This is a genomic window from Burkholderia sp. AU32262, from assembly GCF_020419985.1.
Lineage (GTDB): Bacteria > Pseudomonadota > Gammaproteobacteria > Burkholderiales > Burkholderiaceae > Burkholderia > Burkholderia semiarida.
The window spans coordinates 108,553-129,542 of sequence record NZ_JAIZRS010000016.1 but is presented as its reverse complement, the minus strand read 5'-3'; the positions used below and the strand labels follow the sequence as shown (position 1 = coordinate 129,542).

Sequence of the window (20,990 nt, the reverse complement as noted above, 5' to 3'; positions counted from 1 at the left end):
GGGCGGTGCGCGAGCGTCGGCCCCGGCCGACTGCGAAGCATGAGACTGGAGCGACAACGACGTGACCGAACCGGGTGTGAATGAATTGAATGCCGTGCTGGCACGTGTGCCGTCGGTCGAGCGCGTGCTGTCGTCGGCGCCGCTGCAGCCGCTCGTCGCCGACTATGGCCGCACGCGCGTGCTGAATGCCGTGCGCGCCGAACTGGAACGCTGGCGCACGGCCGCCCAGCACGATCCCGCGGCGGCCGAGCCGCTCGACGAGCCGCGCATCGCCGCTGCCGTCGCGCGCACGTTGGCCGCGCAGAACGCAGGCGCCGTGCGCACCGTGTTCAACCTGACCGGCACCGTGCTGCACACGAACCTCGGGCGCGCGCTGCTGCCCGATGACGCGGTACGTGCGGTGGTCGACGCGCTCACGCGGCCCGTCAACCTCGAATTCGATCTCGCCACCGGCCGCCGCGGCGATCGTGACGACCTGATCGACACTTTGCTGTGCGAACTGACGGGCGCGGAAGCCGCGACCGTCGTCAACAACAATGCGGCGGCCGTGCTGCTGACGCTGTCGGCGCTCGCGACGAAGCGGGAAGTGGTCGTGTCGCGCGGCGAGCTGGTCGAGATCGGCGGGGCGTTCCGCATTCCCGACATCATGAGCCGTGCCGGCGCGAAGCTGCGCGAGGTCGGCACGACCAACCGCACGCATCTGCGCGACTACGCGGACGCGATCGGCCCGCGTACCGCGCTGCTGATGAAGGTGCACTGCAGCAACTACGCGATCAGCGGCTTCACGAAGGAGGCGACGCTCGCCGAACTCGCACCGCTCGCGCGCGAGCGCGGCGTGCCGGTCGCCGTCGATCTCGGCAGCGGCACGCTGGCCGATCTGACGCAATGGGGGCTGCCGCACGAGATGACCGTGCAGGAAACCGTGGCCGCCGGTGCAAACGTTGTCACGTTCAGCGGCGACAAGCTGCTCGGCGGGCCGCAGGCGGGCCTGATCGTCGGCGATCGCGCGCTCATCGCGAAGATCAAGAAGCATCCGCTCAAACGCGCGCTACGCGTGGGCAAGCTGACGCTCGCGGCGCTCGAACCGGTGCTGCGCCTGTACCAGTCGCCCGAATTCCTGCGCGATCGGCTCACGACGCTGCGCCTGCTGACGCGCCCGCAGCGCGAGATCGCCGAGGCGGCCGAGCGCGTGCGGCCGGCGCTGCAGGCTGCGTTCGGCAGCGGTTTCGACGTGACGGTCGAACCGATGTTCAGCCAGATCGGCAGCGGCGCGCTGCCGGTCGACCAGTTGCCGAGCGCCGGCCTCGTGGTGCGCTCGTCGGACGGCAAGCGCAGCGGTCGCGCGCTCGCGCAGCTCGAGAAACGGCTGCGCGAATGGCCGCGCCCGGTGATCGGCCGCATCGCCGACAACGCGCTACGGCTCGACCTGCGCTGCCTCGAAGCGGCCGACGAAGCGGCGTTCGTCGCGCAATGCGCGCCGCTCGCGGGGCCCGCTGCATGATCGTCGGGACCGCGGGACACATCGACCACGGCAAGACCACGCTCGTGTGTGCGCTGACGGGCGTCGACACCGATCGGCTGAAGGAAGAGAAGGCGCGCGGCATCTCGATCGAACTCGGTTACGCGTATACGCCGCTCGACAACGGCGACGTGCTCGGCCTGATCGACGTGCCGGGCCACGAGAAGCTGATTCATACGATGGCGGCCGGCGCGTGCGGCATCGACTTCGCGCTCATCGTGATTGCCGCCGACGACGGTGTGATGCCGCAGACGCGCGAGCATCTCGCGATCCTGCAACTGCTCGGCGTCACGCATGGCGCCGTCGCGCTGACGAAATGCGATCGCGTCGATGCCGCGCGCGTCGTCGAGGTGCGCGACGAGATCGCCGCGTGGCTGCACGATTCGACATTGGCCGGCGTGCCGATTTTCGAAACGCGTGCGACCGTTGCCGACGATCCGGGCGTCGCCGCGTTGAAGCAGCACCTGGCCGACGCGGCGATTGCGTGGCGCGCGCGTCGCGACGACGGCCTGTTCCGGCTCGCGGTCGATCGCGTATTTACGCTCGCCGGGCAGGGTACCGTCGTGACGGGTACCGCGTTCGCGGGCCGCGTCGCGACGGGTGACACGCTCGCGATCGTGCGCACGGGCGGCGCGGCCCGCGTGCGCAGCATCCATGCGCAGAACCGGCCGGTCGAGGCTGGCCGCGCGGGCGAGCGTTGCGCGCTGAATCTGGCCGGCGTCGACAAGGCCGACGTCGAGCGAGGCGACACCGTCGCCGATGCGCGGCTCGTCTCGACGTCGCCGCGCCTGGACGTCGAGCTGACGTTGCTTGCGGACGCGGGGTTGACGCTGACCCACTGGGCGCCGCTGCACGTGCATCTCGGTACGCTGCATCGCGTGGCTCATGTCGCGCTGCTCGACGGCGACACGCTCGCGGCGGGCCAGCGGATGCGCGTGCAACTGGTATTCGACGAGCCGGTGTTCGCGCTGCCGGGCGACCGCTTCATCGTTCGCAATCCGCAGGCGACGCGCACCGTCGGCGGCGGCCGGGTGCTCGATCCGTTCGGGCCGGCACGCAAGCGCCGCACGCCCGCGCGCCGCGCGTGGCTCGATGCGCTCGCGGCGTGGCTCGACGAAGGGCGCCTCGACGCACTGCTCGCGCAGGCGCCGCTCGGCATTGCGCGCGCGATGCTCACGCATCTGACGGGCTTTGCGCCGAATGCGCTGGCGTTGCCGGACGACGCGCTGGCGATCGGGCAACGCGATGCCGCGTCGAACGAAGGCGCGGTGATTTCCCATGCGCACTGGCGTGCGTTGCAGACGCGGGCGGTCGATACGCTGCGCGTGTATCACGAGCGCATGCCCGACGAGCAGGGGCTCGACGCCGCACGGCTGCGGCGGATGGCTGCGCCGCTCGCCGGCGATGTGCTGTGGCGCGCGCTCGTCGATGCGCTGGTGGCGGGCGGCGAAGTCGCGCGCAGCGGGCCGTGGCTCCATCTGCCGTCGCATTCGGTAAGCCTCGAGCCGCGCGAGGAAGCGCTCGCGCGGCAACTGCTGCCGCTGATTCACGCGGGGCGCTTCGATCCGCCGTGGGTGCGTGACCTGGCCCGCGATACTGGCGCGGCCGAGGACGCGGTGCGCACGCTGCTGCGCAAGCTCGCGCGGCGCGGCGACGTGCATCAGGTCGTGCGGGACCTGTTCTATCACGCGGACGTCGCGCGCGAGCTGGCGGCGCTGGTCGCGCATCTCGCACCGTCGCGCGGCGGCGGGCTCGATGCGGCGACGTTTCGCGACGCGACGGGGCTCGGTCGCAAGCGCGCGATCCAGATTCTCGAGTTCTTCGACCGGGTTGGGTATACTCGCTTCCACCGCGATCTTCACTACCTGCGGCCTGACAGCGGTTGGGTGGGTATACAGGCGTAGGCGCTCGTTGTTCTTCGGTTTCTTTTTCCCGCGGAAGGCATTCGTATCCGGTGGTACGGCTGGACTTCAAATCCAGTTAGGGGCGTCAGACGCTCCTGGGTAGGTTCGACTCCTGCTGCCTTCCGCCACAAGGGTTTCCGGCATTTCGCGATGTTCCAAACGGAGCCTCTAAACTCCCCGGGGTGTGGGTTTTTCTGCCCGATCCGTGTAACCGGGTCAGGATCGCCCGATCTTCTTGACGGCTTCCGCGAGCCGATCGGTCACCAAGTGAGCGTACCGTTTGGTCGACGTCGTCGTCTTGTGACCGAGCACCCCAGCGACCGTGTAAAGGTCGATTCCGGCGTTGATCATTTCCGATGCGGCGCTATGGCGGAGGTCGTGAAACCGCACCCCCAGGTGCCCCGACTTCCGTCGAGCCTTGATCCACTCGTCTTTGATCTTCCACGCCGGCTCGGTAAATTTCACGCTCCGGGCAATAACGGCGATCCGCGGATGAATCGGAATTAGCCGCCGTCGACCATTTTTCGTCGTGCCGAGAGAGAACCCGTCCTTGGTCGGGACCGCGCGCAGAATTTCGCTCATTCGCATCCCGGAGTAGAACGCGGTTCGGATGGCGGCTCGGGTTTGTCGATGCGAGCAAGCTTTCGCGATTTCCAACATTTCGCGGCGCCCCTTATAGACATGGCGCTCATCGCTCTGCTTCGGAATGCCCATTTTTGCCGTCTGGTCGTATTCGATCTTCCCGATCTTGTGAGCATATTTGATCGCCGCCCGAAGGTAGCCGAGCGTGTTGTGTATCGTTCCATCGGAACTCGGCTTCTTGGGGCGCCCTTGGCGGTCAACCTTAGCGCGCATGTATCCGGCGAATCGTATCGACCAGTCGTAGAGCTCGAGCGCGTCCTGATCCTGGTACTCGGCCGCGTACTTGGTCAGAACCTGTAGCCGGCCTTTGCGGTCTTTCCATTCTGAGCCCTTGTCCGTAACGTGGATCCGGACGCACTCGCCAATCGTGACGATCGGCTTTCGCGCGCCCGTGGCGATGGCGTATACCTCGGCGTCCCATTGACGGCCTAACTCGTCAGCCTCGCGGCAGCTTGATGATTCTGCGGGTTTGCGTCTTGCGGCCTTCGAGGATGGCCCGTACCATCGGGCCGCGGAAAAGGATAGGGTGTTCGGTCATGCTACGATTCCTCGAACTGGGGAAGTGATATGGCCAATACTTTTAACGAAGACCATCAGATCGAGACCTATAAATCGATGGTCACAATTTCGATCGAGGTGTTCAAATACCTCGCGCTCCTCAATGGCGGGGCAGCGGCCGGAATGCTCGCGATATTCGACCGCTTGTCGAAAGTGATTCCACTTTGTGCACTGAAGGTTTCCTTGGTGTGCTTCGTCGTCGGCCTGCTGTTCACGGGCATTGCGGTTTTCTGTTCGTACTGGACACAGAACACGCTGTTCAACGAAGGATTTCAGCGTTTACCGAAAGGAAAGCACGTTAGGTTTTTGAGGATCGCCACCGCCACCTGTGTACTGAGCTTGCTTGCTTTTTGCATTGGCGCAAGCATAGGCGTCCTGAACGCTCGTCCGAGCCTTTGATATCGTCGTGTCGCTCATCGAACCACTCCAGGCAATTAGTCGTGCGTGCGGCCGTCGAGGTGGCGGCCAGCGGCGCGCTTGCCAAGGCGAACGGAATGCTTGCCGTCGGGCCCTTGGTGAAGGGCGGAATGGGCTGTGCCGAGCATGTCAACGCCTGGCTGATCATGGTCGATCCATTCGCCACATTGCCTGAATAGAAACGGCACGCCGTAGCTCGCGCATTGGTCGCGAAGACCGCGCGCCCAGTCCGGATGCATCGACCGCGCGCCGTGGCCGCTTTCCCCCCAACGATCACCCAGTCGATTTCGGGCGAGCTGTAGCCTGTGCCGTCCTCCGCGTATTCGGTGGTTGGTCCGTGAATCCACGGTGCGTCCGCAGGGCAGTCTTCACAGGACTGCATTTCCTGCATGCAGCAAACGCCAGTTGGGTCGAACCAGGCTCGCAGATCGACGGGCCCCAACAGCGGCTCCATGGACAAGAACCGGCGGCGTGCCGGCGTCATGAGAAGCTTTTCGATGTCGCGGTCTGCCTCGGCCTGGTCTACGATCGTCGCGCCGATCCAGACGCCGGGCCACGGCAACTCATCCCACGTGTTGAGCCCGTGCGACAGCTCGTCGACAACCTCGTTGAGCAATGATTAGACGAGCTCAATGCGTTCGAGCACTCGTTGATGAATTCGAGTGTTTCTTCGCGCTCCTTTCCGGTGTTCTGAAATGTGACGATGCAGTTGTCCGGTATGCCGCCGTTCGCTTCGAGCAGTTGGTGAAGCATGTAGCCGGACGTGCGGCCGCCGCTGAAGCAGATCTGCGCCGGTCCCTCGATCAGGTACGGGTTACGCGAGGCTGCGCATCCGTTTGATTTTAAGCCTGATTCCCAAGGTTATACCCATTTTGCGATTGAACTCATCGTTCGGGACGGGCAGGATGAGCTTGCTCGGACGCGCTTCAGTATTCGAGGTGCGCCCGCAATCGGTGGCGGTCGCGTAGTGTGGGTAAACGGCAAGCAGGTTGCCGGCCGCTCGGAGTCTTTCGTGTCACAGTCGGTCGTGGACCATATCGTGAATGAGATGCAGAAGGCGATGTGATCGAGTACTGTTGCGTCGCAGCTTAGCGCCGTACTCAGATCGATATGTGAAAGCCCGCAAGATAACGGCCTCGCGGGCTTTTTCGTTTGCTTAGCCGAAAATGCCGGAGTTGGGCTTCAACGCGTCGTGACCGTCCCAGGTGAGCCTGATGCCCGCAGTGTTGCTGATGTCGATGAGGCCTCTATCGGCAAGCAAACGGATATGGTGATTGATTGCATCGTCTTTCGACGTGTCGCTCCCAGATATGGTGTTACGGATATAGCCCGCAGTCAGATATGCGAATTCACTATCCTCAAGTGTTTTAAGAATCGACTGCAACAGCGCGTTGTCTCGTTTCATTTGGCTCTCGGTGTGGTTGACGCCGGCTGATCTGGCAAACCCATTTTACTTGTCGCCGTTCAATGCGAGACGATATAGGTATCGAAACTTACGGGGCGATTGTCACGTGGCGTTTTCCTCATCCGCGCTTGGATTCGATATGGCAGTCTTCGTGTTCCGTCGCTGCCCGCGCTGCGTGGGCGCGGGCGTTGCTGTCGCCACACTTATGCGATTGCATTATGCAGACCGGTGAGACGAGCGACATCGCGTTACGGTTGCGGAGGCGGCAACTCGATCAGGTCGTCAACCGGCACGGAGAGCGCGCTGGCGATCTTAGAGAGAACGTCGGCAGTGCCGACGCGCTGACGCGTTTCGATCTGGCTGAGATACGGTTTGCTGATGCCTGCCGTAGCGGCGAGTGCGTCTTGCGTCATGCGCAGATGATTGCGCCAGGCACGAACGGGGTGATCGCCTGCCAGCTCAGCATCGAGCACGGCGGCCGGGATGCGTCGACCGTCGTCGCTTGCCTTGGCTTGCGCGTACAGCGCTTCATCTTCGAGATCTTCGATCAGGTCCTTCACGCGGTCCCACAGTTCAATGGGGACCACCGCAAAGGCCCGGTGGCCGTCCTGCTCGATAAATTGAACTTCGGTCATTTGTAGGCACCTCCACGGGGTTTGACGGCCAGCACAACGATCACAACGCGGCCATCTTCGATTTCGTACAACACACGCCAATCGCCAACTCGGAGCCGGTAGCCGGGCTGGCCTGCCAACTTCTTCGCGTTCGGATTCGCAGCGTAAGGATCAACTGCCAATGCATCGATCTTTGCCCGAATCGTCGCCGAAATGTTGCGCGGCATTGCCTTGAGGGCTTGGGCGGCTTGTTTGGTGAATTCGATTGAGTGCATGAACGTATGTTAGCAGAATGCTAACGAATGTGCAAATAATGTTAGCAGGATTGTAGAGATGGCACGACGCCCGATGAAGCCGTGCAAGCACAGGGGATGCGGTGCGCTCGTCGCGGATGGTAGTCCGGGGAAGCGGCAGTTAAATACGCAGGAACCCGATTTCGGTCTGGTCACGAATATCGAACCGCCGGAATGGCTGGATCCTCAGGCGGTGGAAATGTGGGAGCGCGTAGCGCCCCTGCTCTGCAAGCAGAAGACCCGCGCAATCCAGCGTTTCGATTCGTCGATCGATGCGTGATGGACAGAGCGCCTCCTGCCCGTGGTGATCGCTCCATTTCATGAGCCGATTGCCTGCGGACGCTGCATCGGTCGCCGGGGGCGATTCGAAGGGGACCGCCTGGCCGACGGCCGGTGGCGCATCAACCGATGGCGGGCCTTCTTCTACGCCGGGCATAAAGCAAATCCCCTTTCGATACGGCGAGCCCTCCGGCCTGTCGCACCGATCGCTTCCATCGCCGCGGTCGGTTTTCTTCTCCGTTCTCTCTTCGCATCCCGATCGTTCCGTTCGCATCGCGTCGGCGAAAGCCGGCCCGATACAAGAGACTAACCGCCAGGGGACGTCCACCGCACGAGCCGGCAGCTAGCGTGGCACGGCTGGGCGCGACGCCGCCGTGCGCTTTTTGATTGCAGCACTCCAGCAGACGAGGACATCGTGACTTACACAGGATGCAGGGACGAGATTGCCGGCGGCCTAACCAAGGTGCTGTGGACGGCTTCGCAGCTCGACGACGAAGCCGACTTCGAGGATCTCCTCGAGGCGATCCGCGTGCTTCGGCCCAAATGGCCCGGCACGGGGACGGTCGCCGCGTGGCGCTACGTCCGGCGCCAGGCATGGGGCGACGCGCGCCGCGTGCTCGAAGACGACGACACCGAAGCGAAGCGCTCGGGGCTTCATACCGCGCTGATGGCGGTGTGTCTGTTCGGCCTCGAAGACCCGCTGTGGCACAGCTATGCGCTCAGCGCGGCCGAGCAGCGCGAAAGCATCGAGGGCGCGAAGATCGGCGCGCGTCTGCTCGAGCGTGCCGCCAAGCTCGACGCCAGCGTTCAGGCGCCTGCGTCCACCGACGCGCCGGCGAGCACGCACGGCGGGCCGGCCGACAACGGCGGATTCTCCGCGTCGATGACGTGGGTCCGCGCATGAGTGTCCGTTTCATGTTTTCCGCGCGCCGGGCGATTCGCATTTCAATCGCGGCCTTCGCATCGGTGCGCTTGTAGCAGCGACAGCAACCTAGACTGACTTTGCTTCGTAGTACACACGGTCACGCAACACTTACCCGACAGGAAGGAAACATCATGAATCTGAACGTTCCGAGTATGACCACTTACCCCACCGATCCGGCGAGCTACCTGCAACGGCTGACCAACGGTGCCTCGGCGAGCTCGACGCAGGACGTGCTCAAGGATCTCATCGGCCTCATCAGCCAGTTGCTCAAGCAGATGCAGACGGGGCAGAACGGGCAGCCCGGCGGCATGCCGGGCGGTGCTGGCGGCATGCCCGGTGGCGTGCCTGGTGGCGGCGCGGGCGCGATGCCCGGCGGGGTGGGCGCCACGCCCGGCGGCATGGGGGGCGCGGGCGCCATGCCGGGCGGCACCGGCGGGATGACGGTGCAAAACGCGGCGGGCGTACTGGCCTCGTACATGGGCCAGCATGGCATCAACGCGTCGGATCCGAACACGATGTACAAACTCGCGACGAACGCCGACGGCGGCACGCCACCCACGGTGCAGCAAGCGGCGCAGACCATGCTCGCGAACCCGGGTGCCTACCAGCAGATCGAGACGCACGACGTGGCGGGCACCGACGGCAAGTCCGCGGTCGGCAATTTCCAATGGGCGGCTCAAGGCGGACTCGGCGCGGCGGGCAACGCAACGGGTGGCGCGGGCGGCGCGGCGGGGCAGTCGGGGGCGACGGGCGGCTTGCCCGGCACGGGCGGTTTCCCGACGAACACCGGTACGCTGCCGACGACGGGTGGCTTGCCGACGACGGGCGCGACGGCAGGCTTCACACCCGGTACGGGCGACCTCTTGAAGGACGGCAAGCCGCTGCAGATGGCCGACGAGGGCAAGGCGCTGGCCAATTTCAACGCGCAGGACGGCGCCGACTTCCAGGCCATGGAAAGCGCGTTGTCGCACGGCGACGGCAATGCCGCGGCGAAGACGCTCGCCAACGCGGTGAAGTCGGGCAAGCTGAGCCAGTCGGATGCGGCGGCGATCGGTGCACAGCTGCAGCAGACGGCGAACGCGCATGGCGGCGGCAAGATCAGCCACGACGCGAGCAAGGCGCTTTCGGATGCGCTGGGCGGCGCGAACGTGCTGACGCCGGGCAAGACGCGCGCCGCGATTGCCTTCGAGAACATCACCGGCATTCACACGGGTACGATCGCCGGCGTCAGCACGAAGTAACGTTGCCGGCCGTTCCGGCGATCATCCCGATCGGCGACCCGAGCGGCCGCCGATCGGGGGGCTGCAGGAAACGACGATCGGGGACAAGCGGCCACAATCGGCGGCCGCGCTGCGAAACACCGCAGCGCGGCCGCTTCGTCGTTTACCCGCGCAACCGATGTCCCGATTCAGCCCTCCATCTGCCGACGAAGGGACGCGTTCAGCGGGCTCCATTCGAGCAAGGCGACGAAGCCGTCCTGCGCGGCGACCACGACCCAGCGCCGGTACTGATGCACGATCTGCCCGGGCTCGTACGTGTGTGCTTCCTGCCAGCCAGTGGCGCGCCTTACGTGGACGGTCGTGCCGAAGAGCGGCGCGATCGATTCGACGTTCCCGCAGGCCCGCACGACGCACATCACCTCGGCCACGGGCCGCGTGAAATCGATCGTGCGCTCGGCATCGGCAACGCGCGGCCAGTAGCTGCCCGCACCTTGCGGACGCCGTTCGTTCCAAAGCCGATCGAAGTCACGGGCCACGCGCGTGGCCAGCCGATGGGCGGCCATCTGCAGCTTCAGTTGCAGCGTCTCGTGCCATTCGTCGGCATCGAGCGGAAAGCATTCGGCATCGACGATCTCCCCGGTATCGAAATCGGCATCGATTCGATGGCAACTGACGCCCCACTCGCGCCGCCCCTCGAGGATCGCGCGCATGGCCGGGTACGGGCCGCGCCCGTCGGGCAGCGGTGACGGATGGAAGTTGGCCGCATGGCGCAGATAGGGCTGCCACGCCGGAATCTTCCAGTTGTAGCCGGCCACGATCAGTGCATCGCATTGCCGTTCGGCGAGCCGGCGCAGATCGTCTTCGTTCATGCGTGACAGCTGCACCGGAATACGCAGCTTGTCCGCGCGCTCGACGAGTTCGCTATTGAAGTCGAGCCGGTTGTCGACCGGAATCGAGTAGAGCGCCACAGGCTCCCAGCCTGCGGCGACGAACGCGTCGAAGACGACACGCCAGCGATCGAAGCCGGCGAACGCGAATCGCATGATCGGTTCTCCCTTTCGCATTGAAGGTCAGGGCGGCATGGACGGCGATGACGGCCGACGGCCACCCCGCTTCACGGTAAGCGCGCACGGTGGCGGATAGCCCGCGTATTCCGAAGTTTCGTCGAGTGCCGCGAACCGGCAAATCAATCGCCGGCTGCGCGCCGCGGCGAGGGCGTCGCGATTGCGCGCGACGCCGCGCCGCGCGTCAAGACCTCAGCGCGAGGTTTTTCTTGATGAGGTCCTCCGCCGTCTTGGCGGCGGTTGCCGTGAGGCCGGGCTGCCCGATGATGTTGGCGATCTGTTTGAGCCGCTCGCTGTCGGTCAGCGGTGCGGCGCTCCGGCTGGAAGCCGATGTATCGCGCGGCGCCGGCGCCTCTTGCGGTTTTTCGCGCCGCGCGCGTGCAAGCTGCGAAAGCAGCAGTGCCGCTTCGCCCTTCGGAATGCCGCTGTCCGTCAGCAGCGTGTGCGCGGCGATCAGATCCTGGTTGCGGCTCGCGCGCGGATGGTTGCCCACGATCACGAGCGCCTGCCTGGCGCGCTGCGAGGCTGATGCATCGACTGCCATGTCGGCACCCGCGAGCGCCGCGAGCGTGGCCGGATCGAGGCGCCCGATGCTTCTGGTGACCATCGACAGAATGTGCTTGACCACGATGTCGCGCTCGGCATCCTTGTGTACCTTCGCCTTGTCTTCGGCGTGCATGCCCGCGATCAAGCGCTTGCCGAACGACGTCGTGCTGTTGGCGTAGCGGCGTGCATCGTCATAGAGCGACGCATAGATACCCGCCTGCGCCTGCGGGCTGCGCAAGTCCGCGGGCAGGCCTTCGTCCGCCGGCCGCGCCTCCATGGCGCGCAGATCGTCGATCTTCGCGCGGCTCGTTTGCAGCGCCGCGCGCAGGCGCTCGTCCTGCGTCTGGCCCGTGTAGTCGTGCGGGGCCAATACCGTGTCGACGTAGCGTTGAATCGTGGCGGCCTTCGCATTGCGCAGGTTTTGCCGTCCTTCGACAAACGGCTTCTTCAAATCGAGCGCTTCCTTGACCGCGTTGGTCAGGTGCCCGGATGCCGCGAGCGGCGCCAGCGCGCCGTGCGAGCCGCCCACGAGCAGCCCGCTTGCCGTCAGGCCGATGGCGGACGTGACCGACTGGTAGAGCGCGCCGTTACGTTGCTTGCCCTTGTTCTCGGCGATGCTCATGGCGGTCAATACGTCGCGGGCATGCTGCGTGAGCGGATGCGCGTCGTCTCGCGCAATGCGCGAGAGCTTGCCGGTGTCGTATTGCCATTGTCCGTTGCCGTTTTTCGTCAGCAGCAGGTTGTCGACCTGGTTGGGCATCGGCGCGCCCGGCGGGCGTTTTTCGGGGTGCTCGAAGCGTTCGACGTCGGCGGCGAGCATCGCCTTGACCTTGTTTTCGTAACGGCGATGGATCGAATGCGCGGCGGCGGCGGCCGAGCCCGAGGCCAGCGCGTTCACGAGGTCGGTGGCGGGCGCCGCGTCGTAGCCGAACTGCCCGTGCGCCGCCGTCGATACGCCGTTCAGGCCGTCTTTCGCGGGCCGCTTGGCGGCGAAGGCCGTCAACGTCATGCCTTTGCGGTTGACGCCCATCGCGTGCGCGAAATCGGCGAAGCGCCGGCCTTTGCCGCCGGCACCCGGCACGAATGCGCCGATGTCGTCCACACCGGGCTTCTGCGGTGCGATAGCCGCGGCGGGCTTGGGCGCAGCGGGCGCGGTGGGCGGACCTTCCGCGCGCGGGCGCTTGCCGAGGCCGCCGAGCTCGTCGATGAGCGCGCCGGCACTCGCGCGCCGGGTTGGCACCGGCGCGGGCTTCGCTCCCGTGGACGGGCCGGGGTCGCTCGGCGTGCGGGTGAGGGCGGCGGATTCGATCGCACGCGACCGGAACTCGATCTTCGGTGGAGCAGCCATGATGTTCTCGGACCAGGAGACAGGATGGACTGGACTGTGCAGGCCGGTCATGACACTCCCGTGAACCGCGCGAAGCGTCGTCCGGATTGACGAAGCAGGTTCGCGGCGGCCTGCCGCCGAGCCGTCTCGCGGGTGTCGCTCATTCGGTTTTCGCGGTGCGGCTTCGCGCGCGCGAACGCGTTCGCATCCGCATTCATTAGATTGGAACGAGGGCCGGCTTCGCGCGGTTCGGTTCCGCGCGTTTCATCGAACGCGCGTTTCTTTCACGATCAAGGAGAAAACGAATGAGCTTCATCGGCAATATTGTGAAAAGCGTGGTCGGGGATGTCACCAAGGCTGCCGGGGATGTCCTTCATGGTGTCGGCAACGCGCTGCACGGCGCGGCGACGTTCGGCAAGGGGCTGCTGAGCGGCAACCCGAAGGAAGCCCTTGCGGGGGCGGGGGCCATTGCGACGGGTGGGCTCGAGGCGCTCGAGGGCGGCACGGCGCTCGCGGAAAACCTGACGCCGGAGGGCGCCGCTACCGCACTCGCATTGGCGGGCGGCAAGGAGGCGGTGCGAACGCTGACCTCGGGCACGGGCGCAGCCTGATGCACGGACGGTGACGAGCATGATGGAGCTTCTTACCGAACTGCCGGCCGATGCGCCGGCCATGGCGCAGGCGATCATCGAGCATATCGAGGCCAACGAGCTGGACGAGGCCGAGGCGCTGCTGGCGCGCATGCACGATGTCTACCCCGAAACGCGCGAGGTGCACGTGTTTGCCGTGACGATCGCGTTGGTGCGCGGGCGTCCGCACGATGCGTGGCAGATCGTGAACGGATTGCCCGACGATCGCGCGCCCGAACTGAAGGCAATCTGCCTGAAAGTCCTCGACGATCCGTCGTGGCATGGCTATGCGACGGCACACGAGGACAGTGCCGATCCCTACGTGCGCCTTGCCATGCGACGCCTGCTCGAACGAGACTGATGCCCGATTGCACCGCGCCGGATCGAATCGTCGTGCAAGCCGATTCGGCGCAATCGGGCTCTCGACCTGCCACCCGATAACGGTGTACGCGCCTGGACCGCACCAGCCGCGCCTGACGCATCAACGATCGAGCTCGACAAGGCCGACGTCGTGTCCGAGCAAGCGCAACGCTTGCGACATCCTCCCGCTGCCGTCGCTTCGACGAGCCTCCTCATGAATACGGCGCACCGCCGCCGGCGCCATCGCGTCGCAGATTTGATCTGCGTGGGCGCGACCGGGTAGTTCGTAAATTGCCGGCGAGCGGTGTTCTCGCGCGGCAAAAAAATCCCGCCCGGACATCGGGCGGGATCGTGCGAGCTTCAAACGCCCCGGGGGGCGGACGCGTTCGCGTTCAGAAACCTTGCGCGAGGAATTGCTCGGCGTACTTGTTGCGGTTTTCCATTTGCGGATCGGTGGCCTGTTCGTAGTCCTTGTCCCAGACCAGGGCCGCTTGTTCCGCCGTCGTCGTCTGCTTGATGTCCGTGATCGTCTTGCTGTACGTCGTGTCGAGTTCCTGATTCATGAAGCCGATGTTGGCTTCGAGGCTGCCCGGGTCGAGCCCGTGCTCCTTCGCATAGTTGATTTCGCCTTGTTTGCGTGTGCCGCCCCATTGCGCAAGACCCCAGCCGTTGGCGTTGTCGTCCGCGAAGTTGCCGGAGGGCGCGCCCTTCGCGCCGCCTTGATTGACGTTGCCTTGCAGCCCGCTTTCCTGCTGCAGGTTGCCGAGCACGCCGGCTACCTGCGCGTCGGTGAGGCCGTAGCGCGATTTGAGATCCTGTGCGATGGCGTGCGCGGCGTCGCCGCCCGATACAGTGGGCAGCGTGTTGCCGTGGCTGCCGCCGCCACCGCTTCCACCGCCGCCTATGCCCGGCGACGCGCCGCCACCGCCCTGGCCGCCACCGCCGCCACTCACGCCAGCGGGTGCGGTGCCGCCGCCGGCATAGGCGGGCGGCGCGGAGTACGAAGGCGTACCGCCGCCGATGCCGCCCACGCCACCCGCATCGCCTGAATTCTGGCTGGAGGGATCGAGAATCTGCTTGATTTCTTCGATGAGCAACTCGAGCAGTTGTGCGAGCTGCGATTCGTTCGTGCCGCCAATGCCGCCGACATCATCGATGCCGTTCAGATAGCCGGCGTTATAGCCTTGTACTGCTGTAGTGGACATGATTTTCTCCGCGTGAGAATGACGGTATTCATCAGCTGCTGATGGAGGGCCGATAGCGGCCGCCCGCGAAACCTAATTTATTGCCCGGCGCTTACAGTGCGTTGACGGATGCGAAGTCGTCGTCGGATTGCCGAACCGCCGAACCGGGTGGCGGCCGCGATGCCGATGCAAGCGGCTTGCGGCTTGCGGCTTGCGGCAGGCGAGCCGCCGCGCCACCGATGCGGCCACCTGCGCGAACCCGCGTCGTTTCGCTTGCTCGGCGCACCGCGGTTGCTCAGGCGGTCGTGCGACGCATCACGCCCAGTTCCATCGCGCTGTCGGCGCCGATCGTTCGCCCCTCGTTCGACCGGTTCGACGGTCCCGACGTGCTCGCGGCAAACGGCAGGCATCCCGCGATGATGAGCAGTGCGCCCAACGCGTTCTCCGCGAAGCTCTTGCCGCCGGCGGACCAATCGCCTTTACCCTCCACGGCGTGATTGACCACGGCGGTGGCGGCATAAAGGGAGAGGAACAGGCTGAGACGCGCGATTCCCGCGCCGGCCGCCTTGTCCCCGAGCTGCCTGGCCGTGCTGGTTGCGGAGGTGTCGATCTTGCCCCAGCTCAGGCGCAGCGTCTTCAGTTCATCGAGCGCCTTGCCCGTGAAGCCGTGCGTCGCGATTTCCGAGGCCACGCGTCCCCCGATCGCATCCAGCCCCTCGCCGGCGGCATTCGCCGCCGAATAGCCGAACAGGCCTTTGATCGCTGCGTTGCTCTTCGTGTGGTGAATGAGGCTGTCGACGTAGGACGGGGCCGACCATTGCGAGCTGCCCTGCGCGGTGTTCACGGCGAGCTGGTTTCCGAAATACGGAGCGTCGTTGAGCAGCTGACCTCTGACGGGGTGCTCGTAGCCTGCGTCGTGATTGCCTTCGAGCGGGCGGAACACGTTGATCACGTCGCGCGCCAGGTATGCGTACGATTTGATCGCGCTAGGCAGTATGCTGGAGAGCTGCCCAAGGTGCCCGTTGCCCTCGTCGTTCTTGCCGGTATAGGCTGCGGTGGCCACTGTTGCTATCAGCGCGAAGATCTGCGCACCGTGGCCCGCGTAGGTCTTGTTGTCCGCGGCGCCGGTGTGATACTTGTGCAACATCGCGGCCAGGTTGCCCATCGCGGCCGCCGTGAACAGCGTGGCCGTAATTGCGCCGCGTGTTTCGGGCCCGGCACCGGTCTTGTCGAGGACTGCTTCGGCAGCCATCGAGCACAACTCCCGGAAGAGCGTGGCGCCGCCGGTTGCGACGAATTCATGACTGAACGCGTTGACGAGGTTGGCCGTCCACCCTTTGAGCGGTTGCGCGGCGCCGTAGGGATTCCGGGTCAGCATGTCGCCGACGTTCGAGATGAACGACTGGATCTGCCCCGGCCGGGACAGCGCGGCCGACAGGTTGTTGGTGATCGAGGCGGCCGATGCCGGACGTGTGCCCTCGGTCTGCGCGACCGAGATCTCCGCGGGCACCGATGTCGCGGCGGCGGCCAGCGTGCGGGTTTCCGGCGCTACCCGGGACGACGCGCTCGGAACGGTTGCCTCGGTCGGGCTTTCGGAATCCTGAATGTCGATGTCGTGCGCGACGACGTGAGGCGCCGAGAAGCTGGCCGGCTTCGGGGAGAGGGCGCTCCGGGACGCCGTGTCGTGCCCCTTGGGCAACGAAGGTGTGTCGGGCAGGCGCGACGATGAGGCTTCCGCGTGGGAAGGCGTCGTGAAAGTGTTTTTTGTCGGCACCGGTTCGTCTTGCGGTGGCACGGCGCTCGTCGTTGCCTTTTCTTCGGGCGCGGGCGCCTCTTTCGGGAGCGGCACCGGGCTGGCCGCGCGCGACGTGTCGGGTGTCGATTCGGCCTCGCTCGTCGTCGCGGCTGTCAGCCCCGTGGCCGCCTTATCGTGCGGCAACAGGCTGCCCGAACGCGGCGTGGCCGGTTGCGTGTCGGCAGTGTTCGTTTCGACGGTCTCCTGATGTCGAACGGACGCCGCACTGTCGTGCTGCGATGCAGGCGTGTGTGGCTGCGGTTCCTCGTGTACGGGCACTTCTTCGCTCGACTCCCCGCCGCCCGACAAGTTGAGCACCGGTATCGTCCCGTCTTCCAAGGCTGCACGTTGAGCGCCCAGCTTGCCCGAACCGGGCAGCGACCGTGAGCCGCCTTGGCGGCCAATCGCGGAGCCTGACGACGAGCCGCGCGTAGGCAGCGAGCTGCGCCTGACCGGCATCGGCGCCGGCAGCGGCGGCGATGGGAGCTGCTGCGCCGTCCCGGCCGGTTGCGATGTCGTCGAAAGCGGGCTCGCCTGCGCCGGTGCATGGTTGCCGGTGTGTGCCGGAAGGGCAGGCGCATTGCCCAGCGCGCCGAGCAATGCGCCGCCGGAGGGGCGCGGGCCGGTCATCGATGCGCTTCGTTGGCGCGGGGCCGGCGCGGGCTGCGTGTTGTCGCGCGGGAGGTCGAGCGATGATGACCGTACTTGCGTGCTGTTTCTGATCGGCATGACGTTTCCTTTCGGTTGATTTCGATCGTTCGACGTCGCCTCGCGACAAAGGCCCTGATGGACTTTCGCGCTGCCTCGTCGCGTCCAGGCGGTCGACGTGCCTCGCCCGTCGATTCCGTCTTCGCGCTTTGCGAACGTGGGTTCTCGTGTTGGAAAGGTAAAACGACATAACGGTGGCAGCCTGCCGATTCCGAAGTGGCGTGCAAAAAAGCGCACGTCGATGCCGGCGCGGTGCTGCGCGTGCGGATCCATTTGCGCGTTTCATCGCATTTGCCGCATGCGCGCTTCGCAATTTCGCTCGCCGCGTCGCGTCGCTTGCGTGGCGCAATGCCGTGGAGCATAAGCTTGGGCTTGCATTCCTCGATATCGCTCCGCGTGAGTGGGATGCGGGGACCGTGCCGCACCGACATCGAGCGATGTTGCCGGCGACGGAAATCGTCATGTCACTCAAGGAGTTCTCCATGAGCAGCTTAGGAATTCGACCGGGGCTCGTCCAGTCCACTATCGCGAAATTCGAGAAAGGGACGAAGAACGGTGCGACCGACGGCGCGCAAAAGCAAGCGCCCGCGCGCAGCAAAGGCCAACTGGACGGGCTGTCCAGCTTCAAGGGGGCCGACGGCGCGCCGCCGCCTCCTCCGCCGCCGCGCAACTTCGCGAGCCTGCCGGGGCGCGCGGGGAACGTCGGTGCACAGGTGCTGAGTTCGGCGCTGCATGCCGGAAGCCACTTTCTGCCGCCTGGTATCGCGTCCACCGCGATGCATGCGGCGGGTGACATCGTGCGTCCATCGGCCCTCGGCGCAGGGGACCCCGTGACGCAAATGGCCGCGATGCAAAACGACTTCATGAGGCAGCAAAGCGAGATGACGCGGCTCAACAACGCGAACGCGTTGGCGGCCGCCGTCAACCAGCAGTCGCAGGAGCTCACATCGGCGCTGGCGTCGGTGGGTAACAAGGGCGCCAGCAACATTTCGAACGCCGCCAAGGGGCAGTAACGGCTGCGGCGGGCCGCGGCGTTTTCGCGCGCGGCTCGCGAACGCCCCGGTCTGATCGTCCACACGTCCTGCCTGCCTTGTTCCTGCTTCGTCTGCGCTTCGTGCTTGCCCTGGCGCTCGCCATGCGGGACGATTTCTTCATGCAACGTCGCATTCTCGCTTGACGACGTTCGCCGGCAGCCGGGTCTCCCCGGCTACCCCCTCGTCTTACTGCCCGTCATCCGTCAGCTTCATGCGCTCGACGATGCGTTCCACGGAACGCGCGTAGCGGTCGCGCTCGGCAGGTGTCTCCGAATGGTAGGCACCGATCGCCGCCCAGGTATTCCCGTACTTGACCATCATCTTGTGCAGGTGCCACGCAGCCACGTAGACGCTCAGGCATGGGTTCATGAGGTCGTCCGCCGAGACGCCGTAGCGCGACAGCAGCGGAAGGTGAATCGAGTTGATCTGCATCATGCCGTAATCGGTCGAACCGTTCCGGTTGCGATGGAGCGCGTTCGCATTGCCATGCGATTCTTGCCACGCGATCGCGCGCAGCACGACGGGGCTCACCTGCTGATAGGCTGCAGCCGCTGCAAAGCAGTCGGGAGTCTGCGCGCGCACTTCGGCGGGCCGCGCGGACAGAATGGCAAGCGCCAGCACGAGCGCCGGCTTGGGGGTGAATGGTCGCATCATGGATCATCCGGTAAGAGAAGCGGTGCGGGGAATCGCTTCGCACCGACGTGCGAATGAAAACGCCGTCCGACCCACGCGTTTGCGTTTCGTCGGACGGCGTTGGCGAAAAAAGCCGTGGGCCGGCCGTGTTGGCGATCGGCGGTGCAGGCGCTTGGGCGCCGCACACCGCTGCCCTCAGCGGCCCATCGTCTCCGACGGTGCTTCCTGGAACACGCGCCGGTAGCCGTTGACCAGCGTCGAACGATGGCGCACGCCCCACTTGTTCGCGACGTCGAGCACGCGCGTGGCCGGTGCGCCGTCGTCGAGCAGATCGCCGCGAATGCGCTCCATCCGCTGGCGCCGGATCAGCTCGCTCGGCGACAGCCCGAGGTGGTTCTTGAACGCTGCCTGCATCGCGCGCTCGGTCACGCCCACATGCGATGCCACTTCGCGCACCGAAAGGTCCTTTTGGTCGAGGTTGTCCATCAGGTAGCGATAGGCGCGGCGGTATTTCGCCGGCAGGCGGGCGCTCACGTCGTCGGAGCGCTGCGCCGTGCGCGATGCCTGCATGTGGTCGGCCGCGGCGGCGGGCATCGACATGCTGTCCGCGCGCACGTGCTGAATCGACGCGAGCGCGTAGCGGCCGTAGAACTGCGCGAATTCCTGCGTGCGCATCTGCTGCTGCATGATCTTCGCGCGGCAGTAGAGGTAGTCGAGGTACCAGCGCGCATGCTGGCTGCCTTGCGAATTCGCCGCGCCGGACGCATCGAGCATCGCTTCGGCCAACGGCGTCGCGTGGCCGGCGATCGCGGCCAGCGTGATTTCCAGGCACAGGCTGCGGTGGTAATCGTTGAGGCCGGCCTGGCGGCTCCAGCTCACGTATTGCTTGAGCGTTTCGCCCGCGCTCGTCCGGCCGTCGGCCAGCGAAACGAGCCGGCTCAGGTGCGAGAGTCGCTCGGCCAGCAGCGGCAGCACGGTCCCGGCGGGCTGCGAGCCGGGTACCGGTGCCTCGCTCGGCTCGAACTCCGCGATGGCCGAGCGCCAGTAGATGTGGTCGGCGAGTCGCTCCGCACCGTGCAGTTCGTGCTGCGCGAAGAGGTCCCGCCGCAGCGCGTCCACGAGGTAGCTCCAGCGGCGATCGCCATGCGTTGCCGCCAGCGCGGCCAGCTCGCCGAGGCGATGGCACGCTGCCTGGATCAAGCCCAGATGAAACGAAACGAGCGTCGCACCGAGGAGGCTGTCGAGACGTTGGCGCGGCGTGGCCGCCTTTTCCTCGCCGACGCGCTTGAAGCAACTGAGCGCGACGTTGAACTGGTTGCGGAACAAGGCTTGCCAGCCGGTATTGCGGCACGACGCGATACGCAGACCGTCGCGATGGGCGCGAATGGCTTTTTGCGCGCGGCGATACGTTTCCTCCGCTTCTTCATGGCGGCCGAGCATCAGCTCGAGGTCGGCGCAGACTTGCAGCTGTGCGTAGCCGGGCTGAGCTTGCGCCGTGTCGGTATCGGCATGGCGTGCGGCGTGGCGGACAGCGTCGAGAAACTGGCCGTGGAGCATTTTCGAGGCGACGTCCGCGGGGGTGTCGTCGAAAGCGAGGGCCGAGGCGGCGGCGAAGTAGATCGTTGAGAACATGTCGTGCTCCTGACTCAATGAGCGATGCGTTAAGCGGCGTGAAACGATTCGTGAAGCCGTGAGCGCATGTTTTCATCGCGGGCCGATTCAGGCGCGTGTTTGTGATGGTTTGTTACCTTCGATTCGGGATCGGCATGTGCCGGATAGGGCGGTGTCGCGGTGGACTTTCACGCACGAGCGGGAGGCCTGCGTCGCGGCTTTTTGATGATTTGTTACGTTTGCCGCCGCCGTGCGCCGTTTGGCGCGGTGCACGCCGAGCCTGTCCGGATCTTCGTGTGTGACGCATGAACCGACGGCCAGGG

At 65.7% G+C, this 20,990-nt stretch carries 19 protein-coding genes, 1 tRNA gene and 3 pseudogenes; 11 read left to right on the top strand and 12 right to left on the bottom strand.

Annotated elements, in window-relative coordinates; all coding sequences use genetic code 11:
* Positions 1–61 precede the first annotated feature (61 nt).
* From selA to LGN10_RS20425, 3 genes are all read left to right on the top strand, one after another.
* Complete coding sequence (selA, locus tag LGN10_RS20435; protein WP_226224850.1) at positions 62–1,501, top strand: L-seryl-tRNA(Sec) selenium transferase; 1,440 nt, start codon at positions 62–64, stop codon at positions 1,499–1,501.
* On the top strand, positions 1,498–3,423 hold the full coding sequence (selB, locus tag LGN10_RS20430) for a selenocysteine-specific translation elongation factor (protein WP_226224848.1): 1,926 nt from the start codon (positions 1,498–1,500) through the stop codon (positions 3,421–3,423). Before selA ends, selB begins: the two co-directional genes overlap by 4 nt.
* A 32-nt stretch (positions 3,424–3,455) precedes the next feature.
* Positions 3,456–3,551: transfer RNA gene (locus tag LGN10_RS20425), tRNA-Sec, on the top strand.
* An 88-nt stretch (positions 3,552–3,639) separates the two neighbouring features.
* Here the strand turns inward: LGN10_RS20425 and LGN10_RS20420 are convergent.
* Positions 3,640–4,278 carry a tyrosine-type recombinase/integrase gene (locus LGN10_RS20420; RefSeq protein ID WP_226224847.1) on the bottom strand — a complete coding sequence of 213 codons (639 nt, stop codon included), beginning with the start codon at positions 4,276–4,278 and terminating at the stop codon, positions 3,640–3,642.
* A gap of 354 nt (positions 4,279–4,632) precedes the next feature.
* On the opposite strand from LGN10_RS20420, the gene LGN10_RS20415 reads away from it, so the two are divergent.
* Positions 4,633–5,022, top strand: a complete 390-nt coding sequence (locus LGN10_RS20415; protein WP_099317258.1) for a hypothetical protein — start codon at positions 4,633–4,635, stop codon at positions 5,020–5,022.
* Positions 5,023–5,057: 35 nt separating this feature from the next.
* Here LGN10_RS20415 and LGN10_RS20410 read toward each other — a convergent pair.
* Positions 5,058–5,587, bottom strand: a pseudogene (locus tag LGN10_RS20410) (DUF5131 family protein); the annotation flags it as partial.
* A gap of 216 nt (positions 5,588–5,803) precedes the next feature.
* Between LGN10_RS20410 and LGN10_RS20405 the strand changes: the two are divergent.
* Positions 5,804–6,106 carry a hypothetical protein gene (locus tag LGN10_RS20405; RefSeq protein ID WP_099317259.1) on the top strand — a complete coding sequence of 101 codons (303 nt, stop codon included), beginning with the start codon at positions 5,804–5,806 and terminating at the stop codon, positions 6,104–6,106.
* A 90-nt stretch (positions 6,107–6,196) separates the two neighbouring features.
* On the opposite strand, the gene LGN10_RS20400 is transcribed toward LGN10_RS20405, so the two are convergent.
* The 3 genes from LGN10_RS20400 to LGN10_RS20390 form a co-directional block, all read right to left on the bottom strand.
* The gene (locus LGN10_RS20400) at positions 6,197–6,445 is read right to left on the bottom strand and encodes a DUF2513 domain-containing protein (RefSeq protein ID WP_226224845.1); all 249 of its coding nucleotides are present in this window, start codon (positions 6,443–6,445) and stop codon (positions 6,197–6,199) included.
* 248 nt (positions 6,446–6,693) lie between these two features.
* Positions 6,694–7,080, bottom strand: a complete 387-nt coding sequence (locus LGN10_RS20395; RefSeq protein WP_081103890.1) for a helix-turn-helix domain-containing protein — start codon at positions 7,078–7,080, stop codon at positions 6,694–6,696.
* On the bottom strand, positions 7,077–7,334 hold the full coding sequence (locus LGN10_RS20390) for a type II toxin-antitoxin system RelE family toxin (protein WP_099317261.1): 258 nt from the start codon (positions 7,332–7,334) through the stop codon (positions 7,077–7,079). Before LGN10_RS20390 ends, LGN10_RS20395 begins: the two co-directional genes overlap by 4 nt.
* 58 nt (positions 7,335–7,392) lie before the next feature.
* Here LGN10_RS20390 and LGN10_RS33730 point away from each other — a divergent pair.
* The 3 genes and pseudogenes from LGN10_RS33730 to LGN10_RS20375 all read left to right on the top strand — a co-directional run.
* A pseudogene (locus LGN10_RS33730) lies at positions 7,393–7,455 on the top strand (HNH endonuclease); the annotation flags it as partial.
* Positions 7,456–8,046: 591 nt separating this feature from the next.
* Positions 8,047–8,535, top strand: coding sequence for an HrpB1 family type III secretion system apparatus protein (locus LGN10_RS20380; RefSeq protein ID WP_059582696.1), 489 nt, complete (start codon positions 8,047–8,049; stop codon positions 8,533–8,535).
* A 152-nt stretch (positions 8,536–8,687) separates the two neighbouring features.
* Complete coding sequence (locus tag LGN10_RS20375; protein ID WP_226224841.1) at positions 8,688–9,797, top strand: hypothetical protein; 1,110 nt, start codon at positions 8,688–8,690, stop codon at positions 9,795–9,797.
* Between the two features lie 167 nt (positions 9,798–9,964).
* Here LGN10_RS20375 and LGN10_RS20370 read toward each other — a convergent pair whose 3' ends face one another.
* Both LGN10_RS20370 and LGN10_RS20365 read right to left on the bottom strand, forming a co-directional pair.
* Positions 9,965–10,819 carry a methionyl-tRNA formyltransferase gene (locus LGN10_RS20370; protein WP_226224840.1) on the bottom strand — a complete coding sequence of 285 codons (855 nt, stop codon included), beginning with the start codon at positions 10,817–10,819 and terminating at the stop codon, positions 9,965–9,967.
* Positions 10,820–11,024: 205 nt separating this feature from the next.
* Complete coding sequence (locus LGN10_RS20365) at positions 11,025–12,785, bottom strand: hypothetical protein (protein ID WP_226224838.1); 1,761 nt, start codon at positions 12,783–12,785, stop codon at positions 11,025–11,027.
* A 233-nt stretch (positions 12,786–13,018) separates the two neighbouring features.
* Between LGN10_RS20365 and LGN10_RS20360 the strand changes: the two genes are divergently transcribed.
* On the top strand, positions 13,019–13,324 hold the full coding sequence (locus tag LGN10_RS20360; RefSeq protein WP_059582687.1) for a hypothetical protein: 306 nt from the start codon (positions 13,019–13,021) through the stop codon (positions 13,322–13,324).
* Between the two features lie 19 nt (positions 13,325–13,343).
* Complete coding sequence (locus LGN10_RS20355; protein ID WP_059582684.1) at positions 13,344–13,703, top strand: HrpB1 family type III secretion system apparatus protein; 360 nt, start codon at positions 13,344–13,346, stop codon at positions 13,701–13,703.
* On the opposite strand, the pseudogene LGN10_RS20350 reads toward LGN10_RS20355, so the two are convergent.
* The 3 genes and pseudogenes from LGN10_RS20350 to LGN10_RS20340 all read right to left on the bottom strand — a co-directional run.
* Positions 13,629–14,004 (bottom strand): annotated as a pseudogene (locus LGN10_RS20350) (IS3 family transposase); the annotation flags it as partial. The gene LGN10_RS20355 and the pseudogene LGN10_RS20350 sit on opposite strands and share 75 nt — an antisense overlap.
* Positions 14,005–14,094: 90 nt before the next feature.
* A complete protein-coding gene (locus tag LGN10_RS20345; RefSeq protein WP_226224836.1) occupies positions 14,095–14,907 on the bottom strand; it encodes a phage tail tip lysozyme in 813 nt (270 codons plus the stop codon).
* Between the two features lie 274 nt (positions 14,908–15,181).
* A complete protein-coding gene (locus tag LGN10_RS20340) occupies positions 15,182–17,311 on the bottom strand; it encodes a hypothetical protein (RefSeq protein ID WP_413227155.1) in 2,130 nt (709 codons plus the stop codon).
* 539 nt (positions 17,312–17,850) lie between these two features.
* Between LGN10_RS20340 and LGN10_RS20335 the strand changes: the two genes are divergently transcribed.
* Complete coding sequence (locus tag LGN10_RS20335) at positions 17,851–18,402, top strand: hypothetical protein (RefSeq protein WP_226224833.1); 552 nt, start codon at positions 17,851–17,853, stop codon at positions 18,400–18,402.
* Positions 18,403–18,609: 207 nt separating this feature from the next.
* On the opposite strand, the gene LGN10_RS20330 is transcribed toward LGN10_RS20335, so the two are convergent.
* Together LGN10_RS20330 and LGN10_RS20325 are read right to left on the bottom strand one after the other, a co-directional pair.
* The gene (locus tag LGN10_RS20330; protein WP_099317268.1) at positions 18,610–19,077 is read right to left on the bottom strand and encodes a lytic transglycosylase domain-containing protein; all 468 of its coding nucleotides are present in this window, start codon (positions 19,075–19,077) and stop codon (positions 18,610–18,612) included.
* A 174-nt stretch (positions 19,078–19,251) separates the two neighbouring features.
* Positions 19,252–20,688, bottom strand: coding sequence for a helix-turn-helix transcriptional regulator (locus LGN10_RS20325; RefSeq protein WP_059582676.1), 1,437 nt, complete (start codon positions 20,686–20,688; stop codon positions 19,252–19,254).
* Positions 20,689–20,990: the final 302 nt, after the last annotated feature.